General features: G+C 63.0%; 20 protein-coding genes. 11 read left to right on the top strand and 9 right to left on the bottom strand.

Annotated elements, in window-relative coordinates; all coding sequences use genetic code 11:
• Nucleotides 1–3: 3 nt before the first annotated feature.
• The 3 genes from cbiB to HKX24_RS00765 all read right to left on the bottom strand — a co-directional run bounded on the left by cbiB (nt 4) and on the right by HKX24_RS00765 (nt 2917).
• Complete coding sequence (gene cbiB, locus HKX24_RS00775; RefSeq protein ID WP_271692500.1) at nt 4–912, bottom strand: adenosylcobinamide-phosphate synthase CbiB; 909 nt, start codon at nt 910–912, stop codon at nt 4–6.
• Complete coding sequence (cobD, locus tag HKX24_RS00770; protein WP_271692499.1) at nt 909–1856, bottom strand: threonine-phosphate decarboxylase CobD; 948 nt, start codon at nt 1854–1856, stop codon at nt 909–911. Before cobD ends, cbiB begins: the two co-directional genes overlap by 4 nt.
• Before the next feature lie 86 nt (nt 1857–1942).
• On the bottom strand, nt 1943–2917 hold the full coding sequence (locus tag HKX24_RS00765; RefSeq protein WP_271692498.1) for a glutathione S-transferase family protein: 975 nt from the start codon (nt 2915–2917) through the stop codon (nt 1943–1945).
• 173 nt (nt 2918–3090) lie between these two features.
• On the opposite strand from HKX24_RS00765, the gene HKX24_RS00760 reads away from it, so the two are divergent.
• On the top strand, nt 3091–3447 hold the full coding sequence (locus HKX24_RS00760; protein ID WP_276153754.1) for a hypothetical protein: 357 nt from the start codon (nt 3091–3093) through the stop codon (nt 3445–3447).
• Between the two features lie 39 nt (nt 3448–3486).
• Here the strand turns inward: HKX24_RS00760 and HKX24_RS00755 are convergent, their stop codons facing one another.
• Nucleotides 3487–4656, bottom strand: coding sequence for a MalY/PatB family protein (locus tag HKX24_RS00755; RefSeq protein WP_271692496.1), 1170 nt, complete (start codon nt 4654–4656; stop codon nt 3487–3489).
• A gap of 96 nt (nt 4657–4752) precedes the next feature.
• Between HKX24_RS00755 and def (HKX24_RS00750) the strand changes: the two genes are divergently transcribed.
• Genes def (HKX24_RS00750) through fmt form a run of 4 tightly spaced genes read left to right on the top strand, consistent with a single transcriptional unit; the run spans nt 4753 to nt 7206 of the window.
• Nucleotides 4753–5271, top strand: coding sequence for a peptide deformylase (gene def / locus HKX24_RS00750; protein ID WP_271692495.1), 519 nt, complete (start codon nt 4753–4755; stop codon nt 5269–5271).
• Nucleotides 5268–5765 carry a peptide deformylase gene (gene def / locus HKX24_RS00745; protein WP_271688413.1) on the top strand — a complete coding sequence of 166 codons (498 nt, stop codon included), beginning with the start codon at nt 5268–5270 and terminating at the stop codon, nt 5763–5765. Before def (HKX24_RS00750) ends, def (HKX24_RS00745) begins: the two co-directional genes overlap by 4 nt.
• Nucleotides 5762–6259 (top strand): peptide deformylase, encoded by a 498-nt coding sequence (gene def, locus HKX24_RS00740; RefSeq protein ID WP_271692494.1) that lies wholly within the window; start codon nt 5762–5764, stop codon nt 6257–6259. The genes def (HKX24_RS00745) and def (HKX24_RS00740) overlap by 4 nt, the downstream gene beginning before the upstream one ends.
• Before the next feature lie 38 nt (nt 6260–6297).
• On the top strand, nt 6298–7206 hold the full coding sequence (gene fmt / locus HKX24_RS00735) for a methionyl-tRNA formyltransferase (RefSeq protein WP_271692493.1): 909 nt from the start codon (nt 6298–6300) through the stop codon (nt 7204–7206).
• 10 nt (nt 7207–7216) lie between these two features.
• Here the strand turns inward: fmt and HKX24_RS00730 are convergent, their stop codons facing one another.
• The 5 genes from HKX24_RS00730 to HKX24_RS00710 all read right to left on the bottom strand — a co-directional run bounded on the left by HKX24_RS00730 (nt 7217) and on the right by HKX24_RS00710 (nt 10904).
• Nucleotides 7217–7840: a trimeric intracellular cation channel family protein gene (locus HKX24_RS00730; protein WP_271692492.1), complete on the bottom strand. Its 624-nt coding sequence runs from the start codon at nt 7838–7840 to the stop codon at nt 7217–7219.
• A complete protein-coding gene (gene rnhA, locus HKX24_RS00725) occupies nt 7837–8301 on the bottom strand; it encodes a ribonuclease HI (RefSeq protein ID WP_271692491.1) in 465 nt (154 codons plus the stop codon). Before rnhA ends, HKX24_RS00730 begins: the two co-directional genes overlap by 4 nt.
• A gap of 54 nt (nt 8302–8355) precedes the next feature.
• A complete protein-coding gene (ispH, locus tag HKX24_RS00720) occupies nt 8356–9306 on the bottom strand; it encodes a 4-hydroxy-3-methylbut-2-enyl diphosphate reductase (protein WP_271692490.1) in 951 nt (316 codons plus the stop codon).
• Nucleotides 9307–9366: 60 nt separating this feature from the next.
• Nucleotides 9367–10104 carry a LuxR family transcriptional regulator gene (locus HKX24_RS00715; protein WP_209216623.1) on the bottom strand — a complete coding sequence of 246 codons (738 nt, stop codon included), beginning with the start codon at nt 10102–10104 and terminating at the stop codon, nt 9367–9369.
• Nucleotides 10105–10355: 251 nt separating this feature from the next.
• Nucleotides 10356–10904: an NYN domain-containing protein gene (locus HKX24_RS00710; protein WP_271692489.1), complete on the bottom strand. Its 549-nt coding sequence runs from the start codon at nt 10902–10904 to the stop codon at nt 10356–10358.
• A 123-nt stretch (nt 10905–11027) separates the two neighbouring features.
• Between HKX24_RS00710 and folK the strand changes: the two genes are divergently transcribed.
• The 6 genes from folK (at nt 11028) to HKX24_RS00680 (ending at nt 16352) form a co-directional block, all read left to right on the top strand.
• The gene (folK, locus tag HKX24_RS00705; RefSeq protein WP_333909702.1) at nt 11028–11639 is read left to right on the top strand and encodes a 2-amino-4-hydroxy-6-hydroxymethyldihydropteridine diphosphokinase; all 612 of its coding nucleotides are present in this window, start codon (nt 11028–11030) and stop codon (nt 11637–11639) included.
• 70 nt (nt 11640–11709) lie between these two features.
• Nucleotides 11710–12063 carry a DNA-directed RNA polymerase subunit omega gene (gene rpoZ, locus HKX24_RS00700; protein ID WP_067264606.1) on the top strand — a complete coding sequence of 118 codons (354 nt, stop codon included), beginning with the start codon at nt 11710–11712 and terminating at the stop codon, nt 12061–12063.
• Nucleotides 12064–12099: 36 nt separating this feature from the next.
• On the top strand, nt 12100–14250 hold the full coding sequence (locus HKX24_RS00695) for a bifunctional (p)ppGpp synthetase/guanosine-3',5'-bis(diphosphate) 3'-pyrophosphohydrolase (protein ID WP_168612652.1): 2151 nt from the start codon (nt 12100–12102) through the stop codon (nt 14248–14250).
• A gap of 37 nt (nt 14251–14287) precedes the next feature.
• Complete coding sequence (locus HKX24_RS00690; RefSeq protein WP_067264597.1) at nt 14288–14944, top strand: DUF2062 domain-containing protein; 657 nt, start codon at nt 14288–14290, stop codon at nt 14942–14944.
• A gap of 99 nt (nt 14945–15043) precedes the next feature.
• Nucleotides 15044–15796, top strand: coding sequence for a pyridoxine 5'-phosphate synthase (locus HKX24_RS00685; RefSeq protein ID WP_271692487.1), 753 nt, complete (start codon nt 15044–15046; stop codon nt 15794–15796).
• A gap of 112 nt (nt 15797–15908) precedes the next feature.
• Nucleotides 15909–16352 (top strand): PA2169 family four-helix-bundle protein, encoded by a 444-nt coding sequence (locus tag HKX24_RS00680; RefSeq protein WP_067264591.1) that lies wholly within the window; start codon nt 15909–15911, stop codon nt 16350–16352.
• Nucleotides 16353–16395: the final 43 nt, after the last annotated feature.

Genomic DNA, 16395 nt, shown 5'->3' with positions numbered 1-16395 from the left:
TTGTCACAGACAGGCCAGAACTAGGGCGATTGCCCACATCACCAACCATGCCTGCCAGAGGCGGGTGATGGCCGCATCGATCTCCAAAGGTCCGATGACGCGCGCCCCCGCGCCATGCACCCAAGGAAACTGCTGCACCCGCCCATCATAACTGCGCGGACCGGCGAGGGCCACACCTATGGCCCGCGCCATGGCGGCTTCCGGCCAACCGGCGTTGGGCGAGCGGTGCAGCGCCGCGTCGGCCTTGATGTCGCGCCAGCGGTGCAGCACCCCGCCGGGCAGGGCAATCAGCAGCGCGGTCAGCCGTGCGGGGGCGAGGTTCAGAAGGTCATCCATCCGCGCCGCGGCCCAGCCGAAATCGGCATAGCGTGGGGTGCGGTAGCCGATCATACTGTCGGCGGTATTGACGATTTTATAGACCAGCAGCCCCGGCAGCCCGCCCAGCAGGAACCAAAAGGCAGGGGCGATGATCCCGTCGCTGAGGTTCTCCGCCCCGCTTTCGATGGCGGAGCGGGCGACGGCGTCTGCGGGCATCGCGGCAGTGTCGCGGCTGACGATCATCGCCACGGCGCGGCGCCCTGCGGGCAGGGACTGGCGCAGGCCATCTGCCACGGCGCGCAGGTGCTCAACGAGGGAACGTTGCGCCAGCAGGATGGCGGCGAGGATGATCTCGACGAGGGGGCCAGCAAGGCTGAGCGCCCAGCCGAGCAGCGCGGCCCCGATCATCAGCGCCAGCAGCAGCGCCACGCCCTTGGCGCGGCGGGCTTCGCCGTGGTTTAACCGACGATCCCCCCAGCCGATCAGCCGCCCCATCAGCACCGCCGGATGCGGCAGGCGACGCCAGAGCCAATCCGGCTCTCCAAGTGCTGCATCCAGCAGCATGGCCAGCGCGAGGACCGCCGCCGTGCTCATGCCAGCGCCTGCTCCAACCGCGCCCAACCTATCGAGGGCGGCAGGCCAAGGCGCAGCCAGCGGGGGTTATAGGGGAAGATGCGGCTCCAGATCTGGTGCCGGGCGAGGCGGGTTTGCCAAGCCTGCGCGTCTTCGACCTCATAGAGCCGGAAAAGCGGGGTGCCGCCGACGATCTCTGCGCCTGCTGTGGTCATCAACCCGTCGAGGCGCGTGGCCTCGGCCCCCAGCCGCGCCCGCGTGGCCTCGGCCCATGGTTGATCCCGCAGCGCCGCTGCGCCGATATGCAGCGCGGGGCCGCCGACCGGCCACGGCCCAAGCATCTGTTCAAGCCGCGTGACCAAGGCCGGATCGCCGATCACGAACCCCAGCCGCAGCCCGGCCAGCCCCCAGAACTTGCCAAAGCTCTTGAGGATCAGCGTGCCGGGCACCGTGGCCTGCGCCATCAGGGTGGCGTTGGGCGTGATGTCGCAAAAGCTCTCATCAATGATGCTGAGCGGGGCTCTCGTCTCTGCCATGGGCCACAGGCGCCCGTCGGGGTTGTTGGGACGGACGTGAACGGCGGCTTCGGCTTCGCCCGTCTCGACCACTTGCCAGCCGTTCTCGGCGAAGCTGGCGGCATGTTCGTTATAGGTCGGCCCGGGGATGCGCACGCGGCCCTTCGGGGCCAGCGCCGGGATTCGCGCGATGGCCGAGGAGGCCCCCGGCACGGCGAGGATCGCGGCCCCTTCGGGCACTTGCCAAAAGGCGCGGGCGGCGGCCAGCAGCGCGTCTTGCGCCGCGGCATCGGGGAGGGCAGTCCATGTGCCCGCAGGCAGGGCAGGTATCGGGTAGGGCGCGGGGTTGATCCCGGTGGAAAGGTCGATCCAATCCGACCGCGCTCCGCCGAAACGCGCCGCTGCCGCATCGACACCGCCGCCGTGGTCGCGCTGGTCTGGCTTTTGCATGATCATCCCCCTGCCGTCGTCGCTGCGGTGAAAGCGCAAAAGCGCTGCGCGATCAAGCGTCTTCCACGGGGCAGGGGGAGGGGAGGTCAGCCGCGCCCGTGCGGCGCGTCGAAGTCCAGCACCGGATTGATCGGGATGATGCGGTGCGGGTTAATCGTATCATGGCTGTAGTGATAGTGCCGCACGATATGGTCGAAGTTCACCGTCTCGGCCACGCCCGGCACCTGATAGAGTTCGCGCGTATAGGCCCAGATGTTCGGGTAATCGACGATCCGGTGGCGGTTACATTTGAAGTGCAGGTGATAAACCTTGTCGAAGCGCACCAACGTGGTGAAAAGCCGCCAGTCCGCCTCGGTCATCCGGTCGCCCGCGAGGTAGCGGTTCTGCGACAGGATGTCTTCGATCCAATCCAGCGTGTCGAAGAGCGGATGCACGGCGGCGTCATAGGCCTCTTGCGTGGTGGCGAAGCCGGCTTTGTAGACGCCGTTGTTCAGCGTGTCATAGACGCGGGCGTTCACCTCTTCGATGCGGCCGTGCAGGGGCGCGGGGTAATAGTCATCACTGTTGCCGATGATCGCGTTGAAAGCGCTGTTGAACATGCGGATGATCTCGGCGCTCTCATTGCTGACGATGGTCTCGCGCGCTTTGTCCCAAAGAATCGGCACGGTGACGCGGCCTGTGAAATTGGGATTGGCACGGGTGTAGATGTCGCGGGCATAGGGCAGGCCGAAGAGCGTGTCGCCCGTGGCACCGGGGAAATCCGTGTCAAAGGTCCAGCCCTCCCCCAGCATATCGGGATGCACGACAGAGACACCGATGTGATCCTCAAGCCCCTTCAACTGGCGGAAGATCAGCGCGCGATGCGCCCAAGGGCAGGCATAGCTGACGTAGAGGTGATAGCGCCCCGATTCTGCCTTGAACCCGCCTTCGCCGCTTGGTCCGGCGCTGCCATCGGCGGTCACCCAGTTGCGAAACTTGGCCTCGCTGCGCTCAAATTTGCCGCCCGAGGATTTGGTGTCATACCATTTATCTTGCCATTTACCGTCGACCAATAGGCCCATCTTGTTCTCCTTTCCGCGTTTGAGGGTATATTTAGGGCAGGGCGCGGGGGCCGCCCATCTTCATAGGCGCGCAGCCGCTCTGCGCTGATGCAGACTGCCCAAACGTCACCAATTCTTAACTTGAATTTTCTACGCTTTCCGCCAGCTTAGAGGCATCAGCGGGGGGATTGCGCATGGAAGAATTTCTGTCGAAAGAAATACAGGCGGGGCTGGATGCCGCGCGTATGACAAGCCTGCGCAAGGGCGCGCGCCTGCGGCTTGAGGCGGGCGGTGATGTCTACCGCGTGCTGCGCATGTGGAAGACCGGTTTCTCCGTCGATTTGGAGGATGCGCCGAAGCTGCGCGGGCTGGTCGATCTCTATGACGGCAGCCTGCATCTGTTCCAATGTCTGATCGTGGCGAGTGAGGAAGAAGCGGGCGAGATGCGCTATGAGTTCAAACGCGCCACCGCCGTGGCGGACCGTCCGCCGCTTGATTTCGAACGCCCCGCCGATGCGCCGCTGGGGCTGATCGAAGACGGCCGCACCTGATAGGGCGGCACGGCGGGGCTGCCCCGCCGCGCCGTTTCGTTACTGCAAATCACTGAAGGCTTTGGTGAGCCGCTCGCAGGCTTCCTCGACCCGGGCGCGCGGGGTGGCGAGGTTGAAGCGCATGAAACTTTCGCCCCCCGTGCCAAAGGTGGCGCCGTGGTTGGCAGCGATGGCGGCGCTTTTCTCGACACGGTCCTGAAACTCCGCGGGCGCCATGCCGGTGCCCGAAAAGTCCACCCAAGCCAGATAGGTCGATTCCAGCGGCATCGAGCTTAGCCCCGGGATCGCATTCACCGCCTCGTCGAAAAGCTGCCGGTTGCCGTCGAGATAGGCGGTCAACTCATCCACCCAAGCGGCCCCTTCGGGCGAATAGGCGGCGGTTGCCATGATCAGCCCGAAGGAATTTGCCGAAACGCCCAAGGCCGCCATGCGCCGGGCAAAGCGCGCGCGCAGCTTGGGGTCGAGGATGATGACGTTTCCGGTATGGCCGCCCGCGATGTTGAAGGTCTTTGTCGTGGCGGTCATCATAACCAGTCGGTCTGCAATCCCGTCGATCTGCGCCATGGGGATATGCTTGTGCCCCGGCATCACCAGATCGTGGTGGATCTCATCCGAGACCAGCACCAGATCGTGCCGCTTGGCGAAGTCGGCCACGCCTTGCAGTTCCTCACGGCTCCAGACCCGCCCGCCGGGGTTATGCGGCGAGCAGAGGATCACCATCTTCTCATCCCCGGTCATCAGGGCATCATAGGCATCGAAATCCATCTCGTAGCGGCCCGAGGCATTGGTCAGCGGGCATTCCACCACCCGTCGCTCGGCGGCGTTAATCACGCGGGCGAAGGCGTGGTAAACCGGGGTGAACAGCACGACGCCATCGCCGGGCTGGGTAAAGGCGTCGACGCACATGGCGGTGGCGTTCACCAAGCCATGCGTGGTGAAGATCGCCTGCGGATCGACCTTCCAGCCGTGGCGGTTTTCCATCCACCACTGGATCGCGGCGAGGTATTTGCTGTCGTCGCCGAAATACCCGTGCACCCCGTGGTCGATCTGGGCCTGAAGCGCGTCCTGCACCACCTGCGGGGGGCGGAAATCCATGTCTGCCACCCACATGGCGATGCCGCTATCTGCGGGCACGCCATAGATCGCTTCCATCTTGTCCCATTTCGCACAATGGGTGCCGCGCCGGTCGATGATGTCGTCAAAGCTCATGCTGGTCTCTCCTGATATTGCGGCCAAGCTAACGGCTGCCGCAGGCGCTGCAAGCCCCCGGTTGCGCGATGCACGGGCATGGCCTAAATGAGCGGGATGAAACGCCCGATCCTTTTGCACCCCGATCCACGGCTCAAAAAAGCCGCAGCCCCCGTCGCCGATCTCAGCGACGAGCTGCGCGTGCTGGGCGATGATATGTTGACCACCATGTATGATGCGCCGGGCATCGGCCTTGCCGCGCCGCAGATCGGCGTGTTGAGCCGGGTGATCGTGCTGGATTGCGTCAAGGAAGAGGGCGAAGCGCCCCGGCCCTTGCTGATGTTCAACCCCGAAATTGTGGCTTCTTCGGACGGGCTCAACACCTATGAAGAAGGCTGTCTCAGCATCCCCGACCAATATGCCGAGGTGACCCGCCCGGCAGAGGTTGAGGTGCGCTGGCTCGACCGTGACGGGAAAGAGCAGCAGGAGGCCTTTGACGGGCTTTGGGCGACCTGCGTTCAGCATGAGATCGACCACCTCGACGGCAAGCTTTTCATCGACTACCTCAAGCCGCTGAAGCGTCAGATGATCACCCGCAAGATGGTCAAGCTCAAGCGCGAGCTGGCGCGCGGATGAGCGTGCTGGAGGTTCTTCGCTGGCCCGACCCGCGACTGGCCGAAATCTGCGCCCCGGTCGAGGAGATCACGCCCGAGATCGAACGCCTTGCCGCCGATATGCTGGAAACGATGTATGCCGCACCGGGCCGGGGCCTTGCCGGGCCGCAGGTGGGCGCGATGCTGCGCATCTTCGTGATGGATGCGGGCTGGAAAGAAAATAAGTCCGACCCGCTCGTCTGCATCAACCCGATGTTTCAAGAGATCGGCGAAGAGCGGGTGACCAATACCGAAGGCTGCCTTAGCATCCCCGGCATCAGCACCGACATCTCGCGCCCTGCGCAGGTCCAGATGGTTTGGACCGGTCTGAACGGGGGCCGCTATGTGCAGAGCATGGAAGGCGCCGCCGCGCTAATCGCGCAGCATGAGATGGATCACCTTGATGGTGTGGTGACCTTCGATCACCTCGACGCGGAGACCCGCGCGGCCAAGATTGCGGAGTTCAACGCACAATGACCCTACGCCGCTATGTTCCATGGCCCGACAAACGCCTGCGCAGCCCCGCCGAACCGATTGAGGCGGTGACGGATGAAATCCGCACCCTCTGGGACGACATGATCGAGACGATGGACGCCATGCCCGGCGTCGGCCTTGCCGCGCCGCAGATCGGGGTGATGTTGCAGGTGGCCGTCGTCGATGCCTCGGAAGCGCGAAACAAACGCATTCGGCTGGCGAACCCGGTGATCGTCGATGCCTCTGCCGTGTTGCATCCTTACGAGGAGGCCAGCCCCAATCTGCCCGGTTTCAGCGCCGTGATCCGCCGCCCGCGTGGGGTGAAGGTACGCTTTCTGGATGAGACGGGGGCCGAGGTGGAGCGTGATTTCGTCGGGCTGGAAGCGGTGAGCGTGCAGCACCAGATCGACCATTTGGCGGGCAAGATGTATTTCGACAACCTCAGCAAAACCAAGCGCGACATGCTGTTGCGCAAGGCACGCAAACAGAACGGCTGACGGCGCTCTCCAAGGCGCTGTCCGGCAGGAGTGAACAGATGCGACTGATCTTCATGGGCACGCCCGATTTCTCGGTGCCGATCCTCGATGCGCTGGTGCAGGGTGGGCATGAGATCTGTGCGGTCTATTGCCAACCGCCCCGCCCCGCCGGGCGCGGCAAGAAGCCCCGCCCCAGCCCGGTGCAGCAACGCGCCGAAGCGCTTGGACTGCTGGTGCGCCATCCGGTATCGCTCAAACATCCCGAGCCGCAGGAAGAGTTCGCCGCGCTTGAGGCCGATGCGGCGGTGGTCGTGGCCTACGGTCTGATCCTGCCGCAGCCCATTCTCGACGCGCCGAAACATGGCTGTTTGAACATCCACGCCAGCCTGCTGCCGCGCTGGCGCGGCGCGGCGCCCATTCACCGTGCGATCATGGCGGGCGACGAAAAGACCGGCGTGTGCATCATGCAGATGGAAGCGGGGTTGGATACCGGGCCGGTGCTGCTGTGCGAAGAGACCGAGATCGGCAGCGATGAGACCACGGCACAGTTGCATGACCGGCTGAGCGCCATGGGCGCGGTTGCGATCAACAAGGCGCTGTCGCAACTGACCGATCTGACGCCGCAGCCCCAGCCCGAAGAGGGCGTCACCTATGCCGCCAAGATCGACAAGGCCGAAGCGCGCATCGACTGGACCCGCCCCGCGGTTGAGGTGGATCGCCAGATCCGCGGGCTGTCGCCCTTTCCCGGCGCGTGGTTCGAGATTGACGGCCAGCGGGTGAAAGTCCTCGGCTCGGTGCTGGACGAGGGCACCGGCGCGCCGGGTGAGGTGCTGTCGGACGGGCTGCGCATCGCCTGTGGCGAGGGGGCGGTGCGGCTGACGCGGCTACAGCGCGCGGGCAAGGGCGTGCAGGAGGCGGATGTGTTTCAACGCGGTGCGCAGATCGCAGTGGGTGCGCGTCTTAGCTGAGGCCGAGCGTTCAGCTTTTGGGCGGGGTGCTTTTGTAGACCGGCAGGTGCCAGCCAAAATAAAGCGACCCGGCGCGCAGCACCCAAGTCGTCGCAGCGCAGGCCAGCAGCGGGTAGAGCGTGCCATCGAAATAGGGCGACAGCAGCACGGCAACGGCGGCACCTGAGAGCGCTGCGGTGGCGTAAAGCTCGCCTTGGGTCAGCACCAGCGGCAGCTGCCCCACCACCACATCACGCATCAGCCCGCCCATACAGCCGGTGATCATGCCCATGACGATGATGATTGGCGCGGACTGCTCTTGCGCCATGGCAACACCAACCCCCGCCGCCACGGCAACGGCAAGGGCCAGACTGTCGAGCCAGATCAAGGTACGAAAGCGACTTTCGAGCAGGTGGGCGGTGAAAAACACCACCAAAGCGGCCAGGATGGCCACGCCCAACATGCTGGGGGTCTCGATCCAGAAGATCGGGTTGCGGTCGAGCAGAAGGTCACGGATCGTGCCGCCGCCCACGGCGGTCAGGCAGGCGATAAAGGCAAAGCCCACGATATCAAGCTGCGCCCGGCTGGCAACAAGCGCGCCGGTGATGGCAAAGACCAGCACGGCGGCATAGTCCAGCAGGGCCAGCAGGGTCACTTCTTGCCGCCCGGTTTGAAGGGGGCCATGCCCGCGCGGGCCAGTTCATCGGCGCGCTCGTTCTCGGGGTGGCCGGCGTGGCCCTTGACCCATTTCCACGTCACATTGTGCCGCGCATTCGCGGCGTCCAGCCGTTGCCAAAGCTCGGCATTCTTGACCGGCTTCTTGGCCGCGTTCTTCCAACCGTTCTTTTTCCAGCCAAAAATCCAGCCGGTGATGCCGTTTTTGACGTAGTTGCTATCGGTCACCAGCGTGATCTCGGTCGGCCGGCTGAGCGATTCCAAGGCCGAGATCGCGGCCATCAACTCCATGCGGTTGTTGGTGGTCTGCGCCTCGCCGCCTTTCAACTCGCGTTCCTTGACGATCTTATCGCCGTCCATGGCGCGCATCAGCACGCCCCAGCCGCCGGGGCCGGGATTGCCCGAACAGGCACCGTCAGTATAGGCGTAGAGGTCAGGCATGGGTATCTCCGGCAGTTTCCAGCGCGGTTTAGGCGGCTGGCGCGCGGCGGTCAATCAGGCGGGTTGGCGCAGAACGCGCGGCACCTTGAATTCCACGTTCTCCTGCGCGGTCTCGACCAGATCGGTGGTCACATCATAGCGCGCTTTGAAAGCGTCGATCACCTCATTGATGAGCACTTCGGGGGCCGATGCGCCGGCCGTGATGCCGATGCTGCCGATGCCCTCTAGCGCGCGCCAGTCGATGTCATCGGCGCGCTGCACCAGTTGCGCATAGGCGCAGCCTGCGCGGGCGCCGACTTCGACCAGCCGTTTTGAGTTCGAGGAATTGGGCGCGCCTACCACCAGCATCGCGTCGCATTTCGGCGCCATGGCTTTGACCGCTTCCTGACGGTTGGTGGTGGCGTAGCAGATGTCTTCTTTATGCGGGCCGATGATGGCGGGGAACCGCGCCTGTAGGGCGGCCACGATATCGGCGGTGTCGTCAACGCTGAGCGTGGTCTGGGTGACATAGGCCAAACGCTCTTCATCGCGCACGGTGACCTCGGCCACATCGTCGGGCGTTTCGACGAGCAGCACATCGCCCTCGGGCAGTTGGCCCATGGTGCCGATCGTCTCAGGATGGCCCGCGTGGCCGATCATGATGATCTGAAGGCCCGCGTCGGCGTGCCGCTGCGCTTCGATATGCACTTTGGAGACCAGCGGACAGGTCGCGTCGACATAGATCATGTTGCGCGCCTGGGCCGCCGAGGGCACGGATTTCGGCACGCCATGGGCCGAGAAGATCACCGGACGGTCATCGGGGCATTCGCTGAGTTCCTCGACAAAGACCGCGCCCTTGTCGCGCAGCCCGTCGACGACAAATTTGTTGTGCACGATCTCATGGCGCACATAGACCGGCGCGCCCCATTTCTCGATCGCCATTTCGACGATCTTGATCGCCCGGTCCACGCCCGCACAGAATCCGCGCGGCGCGGCGAGGTAGAGGGTAAGAGGCGGTTTGGTCATGGCGAAATCTCCGGACGGTTGGCGCAGAGGTAAGGGCTTGGGCCCGCTTCGTCCAGCCCGTCAGTCCGACTTGGGCGCAGGCTCGCCCGCCGTGGCGTGCACGAGCGCGGCGGCCTGCGCCCGGTTGCGGATGCCGAGCTTGCGGTAGCCAGATTTCGCATAGTCCGACACGGTGTGGATAGAAAGATTGCAGCGGTGCGCGGTCTGCTGGCGGGTGTAGCCATGGGCCAGCAGGTTCACCACTTCGGCTTCGCGCGGGCTGAGTTTGTCGAAGGCCGAAGGGTTTTCGGGCAGGGGCAGCGGCGCGGTGCCGGTCAGGTCTTCGATCCGGCGGTGCATCAGCAGGCAGAAGAGGCGCAGATCCTCGGCGATGTCACTGAAGGCGCGCTCGAACTCTTCGGCCTCCATCCCGTTGCCGACGATGAAGCCGCCAAAGCGTTCGGAGCCCTTCAGCCGCATCGGCACGGCAAAGGCAGCATGCAGACCTTCGCGCCCCGCGCGGGCGATCAGCGAATGCTCGGACGGGGTGACATCGGGGTAGAGGTGTACGAAGGCTTGGCCGATCGTCAGCACATCATAACTGTTGCACGAGTGGTGCAGGAATGGATCATCCTCGGGCGGGAGGTCATCGTAAAGGTCGGGGATGGTCGACAGAAACTGTGCGTCTTTGAAATCCGCACCCACGCTGATGTGGATGGCATGGGTAAAGCCGGTCTTTCGAAATGTCTTTACGATCCCATCCCAAAGCGCGCTAACATCTTGCAGCTTTTCCAAACGTACAGCGGCATCGAACAGCATCTTCCCTCACTTTTACCCCCCTTTTTCGGGGGGTCGTCTACTTCTACGGGAGCAGGTAGTGTGGGATCAAGGGGAACGCATGGGTTCATGTGCTGTATTGTATCTTCCCTGGGGTATTTTAGAAATTTCACAGGCCAGTGACGCCACAGTCGCTGGCCTGGTATTCGTTTGCCCATCATCCGGACGCTGCGCACAATAGGACCGCTGCCGCGCGGGGCGGCATGGTTCTGCGCGAAATGGGTCTACTTCGTTCAGTCCTGCGGTGCGAGATCGCGCGGCGGGCGGCCGATAACGTCACGCAGGTCGTCAAGCTCGATAAAGTTGTCGGCTTGGCGGCGCAGATCATCCGAGATCATCGGCGGCTGGCTGCGGATCGTGGAGACGACGGAGACGCGCACGCCTTGGCGTTGCAGGCTTTCCACCAGCGGGCGGAAATCACCATCGCCAGAGAAGATCACGATATGATCGACACGCGGGGCCAGCTCCATCGCATCGACGGCCAGTTCGATGTCCATATCGCCTTTGACTTTGCGGCGGCCCATGCTGTCGGTGTATTCCTTGGCCGGTTTGGTGACCATGGAGAAGCCGTTGTAGTTCAACCAGTCGACAAGCGGGCGGATCGGCGAATATTCATCGTTTTCCAAAAGCGCGGTATAGTAGAAGGCGCGCAGCAGCTTGCCGCGGCGCATGAACTCTTGCCGCAGCAGCTTGTAGTCGATGTCGAAGCCCAGCGTCTTTGCCGCGGCGTAGAGGTTGGAGCCATCTATAAAAAGCGCCAACCGCTCATCTTTGTAGAACATTAAACTATCCTTTCGGCAGGCTTCGCCGTATTCCCGGTTTGAACTGTAATCGCCGCGGATTAATAAATCCGTGACCTCTGGCGATGCCCCCACATCAGGGTGCATAACTAAGGCTTTTTAACGATGTCGCAAGACCCCGAGGGCATGGAATTAAGCAGTAGAGGCCCTATACGAAAGTATAGTCTTCTGGTTGCGCTCGGCGGTAACCTTGCATCTTCTGTGGGTAAGCCTCAGGAAACGCTAAAATCGGCTTTAAAGCTATTGCAGACGTCCGGCGCGGTGATTCGCGCCACAAGTGCATTCTATCACACTCCGGCCTTTCCCGCAGGGGCGGGGCCGGACTATGTGAATGCCGCCGCCTGGCTCGAAGCGCCATGGGATCCGCAGACCGCGCTTGGCGTCTTGCACCGGATCGAGGCGCAGATGGGCCGCGAGCGGGTGCAACGCTGGGGCCAGCGGACCTTGGATCTGGATCTTTTGGCCTGTGATGATATCGTATTGCCAGACCGTCAGACCCACAAGATATGGCGCGAGTTGCCATTGGAGGCACAGATTGGCCGCACGCCGGATCAATTGATTCTGCCGCATCCCCGGCTACAGGATCGGGCTTTTGTCTTGGTGCCGCTGGCCGATGTGGCCCCAGATTGGGTGCATCCGCTGATTGGAAAGCCGGTGCGCGCCCTGCTCGAAGCCCTGCCTGAGCGGGATCGTGCCGAGGTGCGGCGGCTGCAATAACGGCTTGTAAATCTGCCCGAGGCGGCTTAAATACGGCACTTCTGGCAGCAAATGAGATATTGGAGGCTTCATGGCCCGCGTCACCGTCGAAGATTGTGTGGATAAGGTTCCGAACCGTTTCGAACTCGTCATGCTGGCCGCACATCGTGCCCGCGAGATCTCTGCCGGATCGCAGTTGACCGTTGACCGTGACAACGACAAGAACCCCGTCGTGTCCTTGCGCGAAATCGCCGAAGAAACACAGTCGGCCGATGATCTGCGCGAGCGTCTGATCGAGAGCAACCAGAGCCAGATCGAAGTCGATGAGCCCGAAGAAGACGCCATGGCGCTTTTGATGGGTGCCGAAGAGGACAAGCCCGAAGAAGACAGCATGTCCGAAGAAATGTTGCTGCGCCAGTTGATGGCCGCACAGGGGCAGGGCTAACCCCCGCGCCCCGGCCGGGGCTATGAGGCAGATGGCATGAACAGCGCCGACATCACTGCCGACGACCTGATCGCTCTCGTTCAAGGCTACAATCCGCGTACCAACGAACCCCTGATCCGCGCCGCTTTCGACTATGGGGCGCGGATGCATGAGGGGCAGTTTCGCCATTCTGGTGAGCCCTATTTCACCCATCCCGTCGCCGTCGCTGCGATCCTCACGGAACAGCAGCTTGACGATGCGACAATCATCACCGCCCTGCTGCACGACACGATCGAAGACACCAAAGCGTCTTATGCCGAGGTGCAAAGCCTCTTTGGGGGAGAAGTGGCGGAATTGGTCGATGGCGTCACCAAGCTGACCAACCTTCAGCTAAACTCGACCGAGACCAAGCAGGCCGAGAATTTCCGCAAGCTGTTCATGGCGATGTCCAAGGACTTGCGCGTCATCCTCGTCAAGCTCGCCGACCGTCTGCACAACATGCGCACGATTAAATCCATGCGCCCGGACAAGCAGATCAAAAAGGCGCGGGAGACGATGGACATTTATGCGCCGCTGGCGGGCCGCATGGGCATGCAGTGGATGCGCGAAGAGCTCGAAGACCTCGCCTTTCGGGTGCTCAACCCCGAGGCGCGCGCCTCGATCATTCGCCGCTTTATCACCCTGCAACGTGACACCGGCGATGTGATCCAGCGCATCACCGGCGATATGCGGGTGGAGTTGGAAAAGGCCGATATCGAAGCCGAGGTCTTTGGCCGGGCCAAGAAACCCTATTCGATCTGGCGCAAGATGGAGGAGAAGGAGCAAAGCTTCTCCCGCCTGTCCGACATCTACGGCTTCCGGGTCATCACCGCTTCTGAGGAGGACTGCTACCGTACCCTCGGGGCGATCCATCGCCGCTGGCGCGCGGTGCCGGGGCGGTTCAAGGATTACATCAGCCAGCCCAAGACCAATGGTTATCGGTCGATCCACACAACCGTCTCGGGCCGTGACGGCAAGCGGGTGGAGGTGCAGATCCGCACCCGCCAGATGCATGACGTGGCCGAGACCGGCGTCGCCGCCCATTGGTCCTACCGTGACGGGGTGCGCAGCCGGAACCCCTTTGCCGTCGATCCCGCCAAGTGGATCAGCCAGCTGACTGAACAGTTCGACGCCGAGACCGATCACGAGGATTTCCTCGAAGCGGTGAAGCTTGAGATGTACGCCGATCAGGTCTTCTGCTTCACACCCAAAGGCGATGTGGTGAAACTGCCGCGCGGGGCTACGCCGATTGATTTCGCCTATGCGATCCACACCCGTATCGGCAACGCCTGTGTAGGGGCCAAGGTCGACGGGATGCGCGTGCCGCTTTGGACGCGGATCAAGAACGGCCAGTCGATCGAAATTACCACGGCGCAGGGCCAGACACCGCAGGTGACATGGCTCGACATTGCCACCACGGGCAAAGCCAAGTCGGCGATCCGGCGCTCCCTGCGTGAGGTCGACCGCGAGCGCTTTATCAAACTGGGCCGCGAATTGGCCCGCTCGGCCTTTGCGCAGGTGGGCAAAAAGGCCACCGATAAGGTGCTGCATACCGTGGCCAAGAACATGCGGCTGAATGGCCCTGATGAGGTGCTCGCCCGGCTTGGCAGTTCGGAACTCACGGGCCGCGAAGTGGTGGAATGCGTCTATCCCGACCTTGCCCCGCAAAAGGGCGAACAGATCGACGTGCGCCGCGCGGTCGTGGGGCTAGAGCCGGGGCAGAGCTTTGACCGCGCCCCCTGCTGCACCCCGCTGCCCGGTGAGCGGATCGTCGGCATCACTTTCCGCGGCAAGGGCGTGACTGTCCATGCCATCGACTGTGACCGCCTCTCGGAATATGAGGACCAGCCCGAACGCTGGCTCGATTTGCGTTGGCATGACGGCAGCCATCCGGCGGTCTATACCTGCGCGCTGGACATCACCATCGGCAATGGCGCGGGCGTTCTGGGGCGGGTCTGCACCTTGATCGGCGAAGCCTCGGCCAATATTTCGGATCTGGAGTTTGTGGAGCGCAAGCCTGACTTTTACCGGCTGGTGGTCTATGTGGATCTCCGAGACGTGAGTCACCTGCATTCGCTGATGTCCACGCTCGAAGCCGAGAGTGAGGTCGCCGATGTCAGCAGGCACCGCAATATGAGCATGGGAAAGACCGTCGAAAAGACCGCCTGACCCCGCGCAGACGAAACGCCGATACTGGACCTGAGACTTGATTTTCAAACGCCGCGATCCGAAACCGACCCTGCGCGCGCTGGCCGAGTTTCTGTGGCCGCGCGGTGGTTGGACGCGTGCGTTTCACTATGTCAAACACCGGATGCGGCGGCTGCCCGACAGCCCCGAGCGGATCGCGCGCGGCATCTGGGCCGGGGTCTTTACCACCTTTACGCCCTTCTATGGTCTGCATTTCATCGTGGCCGCGCTGATCGGGCGGGTGATGCGGGCCAATATCCTTGCTGCGCTGATGGCGACCTTCTTTGGCAATCCGCTGACCTATGTGCCCATCGGCATCGCGGCCCTGCAAACCGGGCATTGGATCCTCGGCGCGCCCGTGGCACCGACGGCGCACCGCTCTTTCGGGGGAAAGTTTCTCGACGCCGGGCGCGATCTGAAAGAGAATTTCGTCGCGATCTTTACCGACACCCAGATGGATTGGACCGGGCTGACGGTGTTTTTCCATCAGGTCTTCTACCCCTATCTGATCGGGGGCATCCTGCCGGGGATGATCTGCGCCTCTATCGCCTATTACATCTCGGTCCCGGTGCTGCGCGCCTATCAAAAGCGGCGGCGCGGCATGATCAAAGCCAAGTTCGAGGCGCTCAAACATAAGGCGGCGCAAAAGGCCGACGCCAAGCGCCACGCGGACTGATCCTGTCGCGCCATCAAATTTCGGAAAAACCGCTTCTCCCTATGGGGTTGGCGAAAGTTCCGACCTATGGTCGGGGCAAGTGATGCAAGGGGAATCGAGATGGCGGATCAACCAAAGCTGAGATTGGGCGTGAACATTGACCATGTGGCGACGGTGCGTAACGCACGTGGCGGCGACTATCCCGACCCGCTGCGCGCGGCCAAGATCGCGGAAAAGGCCGGGGCCGATGGCATCACCGCGCATCTGCGCGAAGACCGGCGGCATATCTCCGACGCCGATATCGAAGGTTTGATGGAGGTGCTGTCGGTCCCGCTCAACTTCGAGATGGCCGCGACGGATGAGATGCAAAAGATCGCCCTGCGCCACAAGCCCCGCGCGGTCTGCATTGTGCCCGAGAAGCGCGAAGAGCGGACCACCGAAGGCGGGCTGGAAGTCGCCCGGGAAGAGAACAAATTGGCCCATTTCATCGCGCCCCTGCGCGAGGCGGGCAGCCGGGTGTCGATCTTCATCGCAGCCGAGCGCGCGCAGATCGAAGCCGCCAACCGCATCGGCGCAGAGGTGATCGAACTGCACACCGGTGCCTATTGCGATGCCTTCGCCGAAGGCCGTTGGGATGAGGCGGATGTCGAACTCAACAAGCTGCGCGAGATGTCGCGTTTCGCCGACTCTCTCGGGCTTGAGGTGCACGCGGGCCACGGGCTGACCTATGACACCGTCACCCCGATCGCCGCTTTCCCTGAGGTGCGGGAACTTAACATCGGGCACTTCCTGATTGGAGAGGCGATCTTCCTCGGGTTGGAACCCGCGATTGCCGAAATGCGCCGCCTGATGGATGAGGCCCGCGAGGGCTGAACCTGCCGCCCGCCGGTGGCGGAGAATCTCTCAAAGCGTGTCTCCTCCGGACCTAAAGCGGCCTTGGCCGCGTTGGGCCGCCAGACTGGTTAACGAACCTAAGGAGGCACCAATGAGCGACCATATCGACACGCTGAAGAAACTGCACACCCGCCTGATCGACAGCCGCGACGGCTATCGTGAATCCCGCAAGCAGGTCTCGGATGAAGCGGCATTTGTCGGCTTCTTCGACCAGCGTATCGCGGAACGTGAGAAGTTCCACACAGAACTGCACCGCCAGCTTGGCGTCGACGGCGTGGATGTATCCGAAGAAGGCTCTGCCGCCGCATCGGCTCACCGCGGTTGGCTGAAACTGCGCGACGCCGTGACCGGCGACAACGAAGCTGTTTATGACGAGATCATCAACGGCGAATCCGCATTGGTCGAAAACTACGACGATGCGATCAAAGCCACTGCTGGGCGCCCCGGCTATGAATTCCTGACCGAACAGCGCGCCGCCGTTCAGCGCGCCATCGACGAGGCGAAAGCCGAGAAGGCGCGCCACGTCGCAGCCTAAGCGCCGCGCCTTGTGGTAAATTCAACGCCGTCCCGTTCCCGCG

It is taken from the genome of Sulfitobacter sp. M85 (assembly GCF_029285915.1).
In the GTDB taxonomy this organism is placed as follows: Bacteria; Pseudomonadota; Alphaproteobacteria; order Rhodobacterales; family Rhodobacteraceae; genus Sulfitobacter; species Sulfitobacter faviae.
This window is presented reverse-complemented; position numbering and strand designations above follow the sequence as displayed.

Excerpts from the sequence above, each read along its gene's own strand:
- cbiB (WP_271692500.1), bottom strand. The coding sequence starts at position 912 with ATGAGCACGGCGGCGGTCCTCGCGCTGGCCATGCTGCTGGATGCAGCA.
- cobD (WP_271692499.1), bottom strand. The coding sequence starts at position 1,856 with ATGCAAAAGCCAGACCAGCGCGACCACGGCGGCGGTGTCGATGCGGCA.
- HKX24_RS00765 (WP_271692498.1), bottom strand. The coding sequence starts at position 2,917 with ATGGGCCTATTGGTCGACGGTAAATGGCAAGATAAATGGTATGACACC.
- HKX24_RS00760 (WP_276153754.1), top strand. The coding sequence starts at position 3,091 with ATGGAAGAATTTCTGTCGAAAGAAATACAGGCGGGGCTGGATGCCGCG.
- HKX24_RS00755 (WP_271692496.1), bottom strand. The coding sequence starts at position 4,656 with ATGAGCTTTGACGACATCATCGACCGGCGCGGCACCCATTGTGCGAAA.
- def (WP_271692495.1), top strand. The coding sequence starts at position 4,753 with ATGAAACGCCCGATCCTTTTGCACCCCGATCCACGGCTCAAAAAAGCC.
- def (WP_271688413.1), top strand. The coding sequence starts at position 5,268 with ATGAGCGTGCTGGAGGTTCTTCGCTGGCCCGACCCGCGACTGGCCGAA.
- def (WP_271692494.1), top strand. The coding sequence starts at position 5,762 with ATGACCCTACGCCGCTATGTTCCATGGCCCGACAAACGCCTGCGCAGC.
- fmt (WP_271692493.1), top strand. The coding sequence starts at position 6,298 with ATGCGACTGATCTTCATGGGCACGCCCGATTTCTCGGTGCCGATCCTC.
- rnhA (WP_271692491.1), bottom strand. The coding sequence starts at position 8,301 with ATGCCTGACCTCTACGCCTATACTGACGGTGCCTGTTCGGGCAATCCC.
- ispH (WP_271692490.1), bottom strand. The coding sequence starts at position 9,306 with ATGACCAAACCGCCTCTTACCCTCTACCTCGCCGCGCCGCGCGGATTC.
- HKX24_RS00715 (WP_209216623.1), bottom strand. The coding sequence starts at position 10,104 with ATGCTGTTCGATGCCGCTGTACGTTTGGAAAAGCTGCAAGATGTTAGC.
- HKX24_RS00710 (WP_271692489.1), bottom strand. The coding sequence starts at position 10,904 with ATGTTCTACAAAGATGAGCGGTTGGCGCTTTTTATAGATGGCTCCAAC.
- folK (WP_333909702.1), top strand. The coding sequence starts at position 11,028 with ATGTCGCAAGACCCCGAGGGCATGGAATTAAGCAGTAGAGGCCCTATA.
- rpoZ (WP_067264606.1), top strand. The coding sequence starts at position 11,710 with ATGGCCCGCGTCACCGTCGAAGATTGTGTGGATAAGGTTCCGAACCGT.
- HKX24_RS00695 (WP_168612652.1), top strand. The coding sequence starts at position 12,100 with ATGAACAGCGCCGACATCACTGCCGACGACCTGATCGCTCTCGTTCAA.
- HKX24_RS00685 (WP_271692487.1), top strand. The coding sequence starts at position 15,044 with ATGGCGGATCAACCAAAGCTGAGATTGGGCGTGAACATTGACCATGTG.
- HKX24_RS00680 (WP_067264591.1), top strand. The coding sequence starts at position 15,909 with ATGAGCGACCATATCGACACGCTGAAGAAACTGCACACCCGCCTGATC.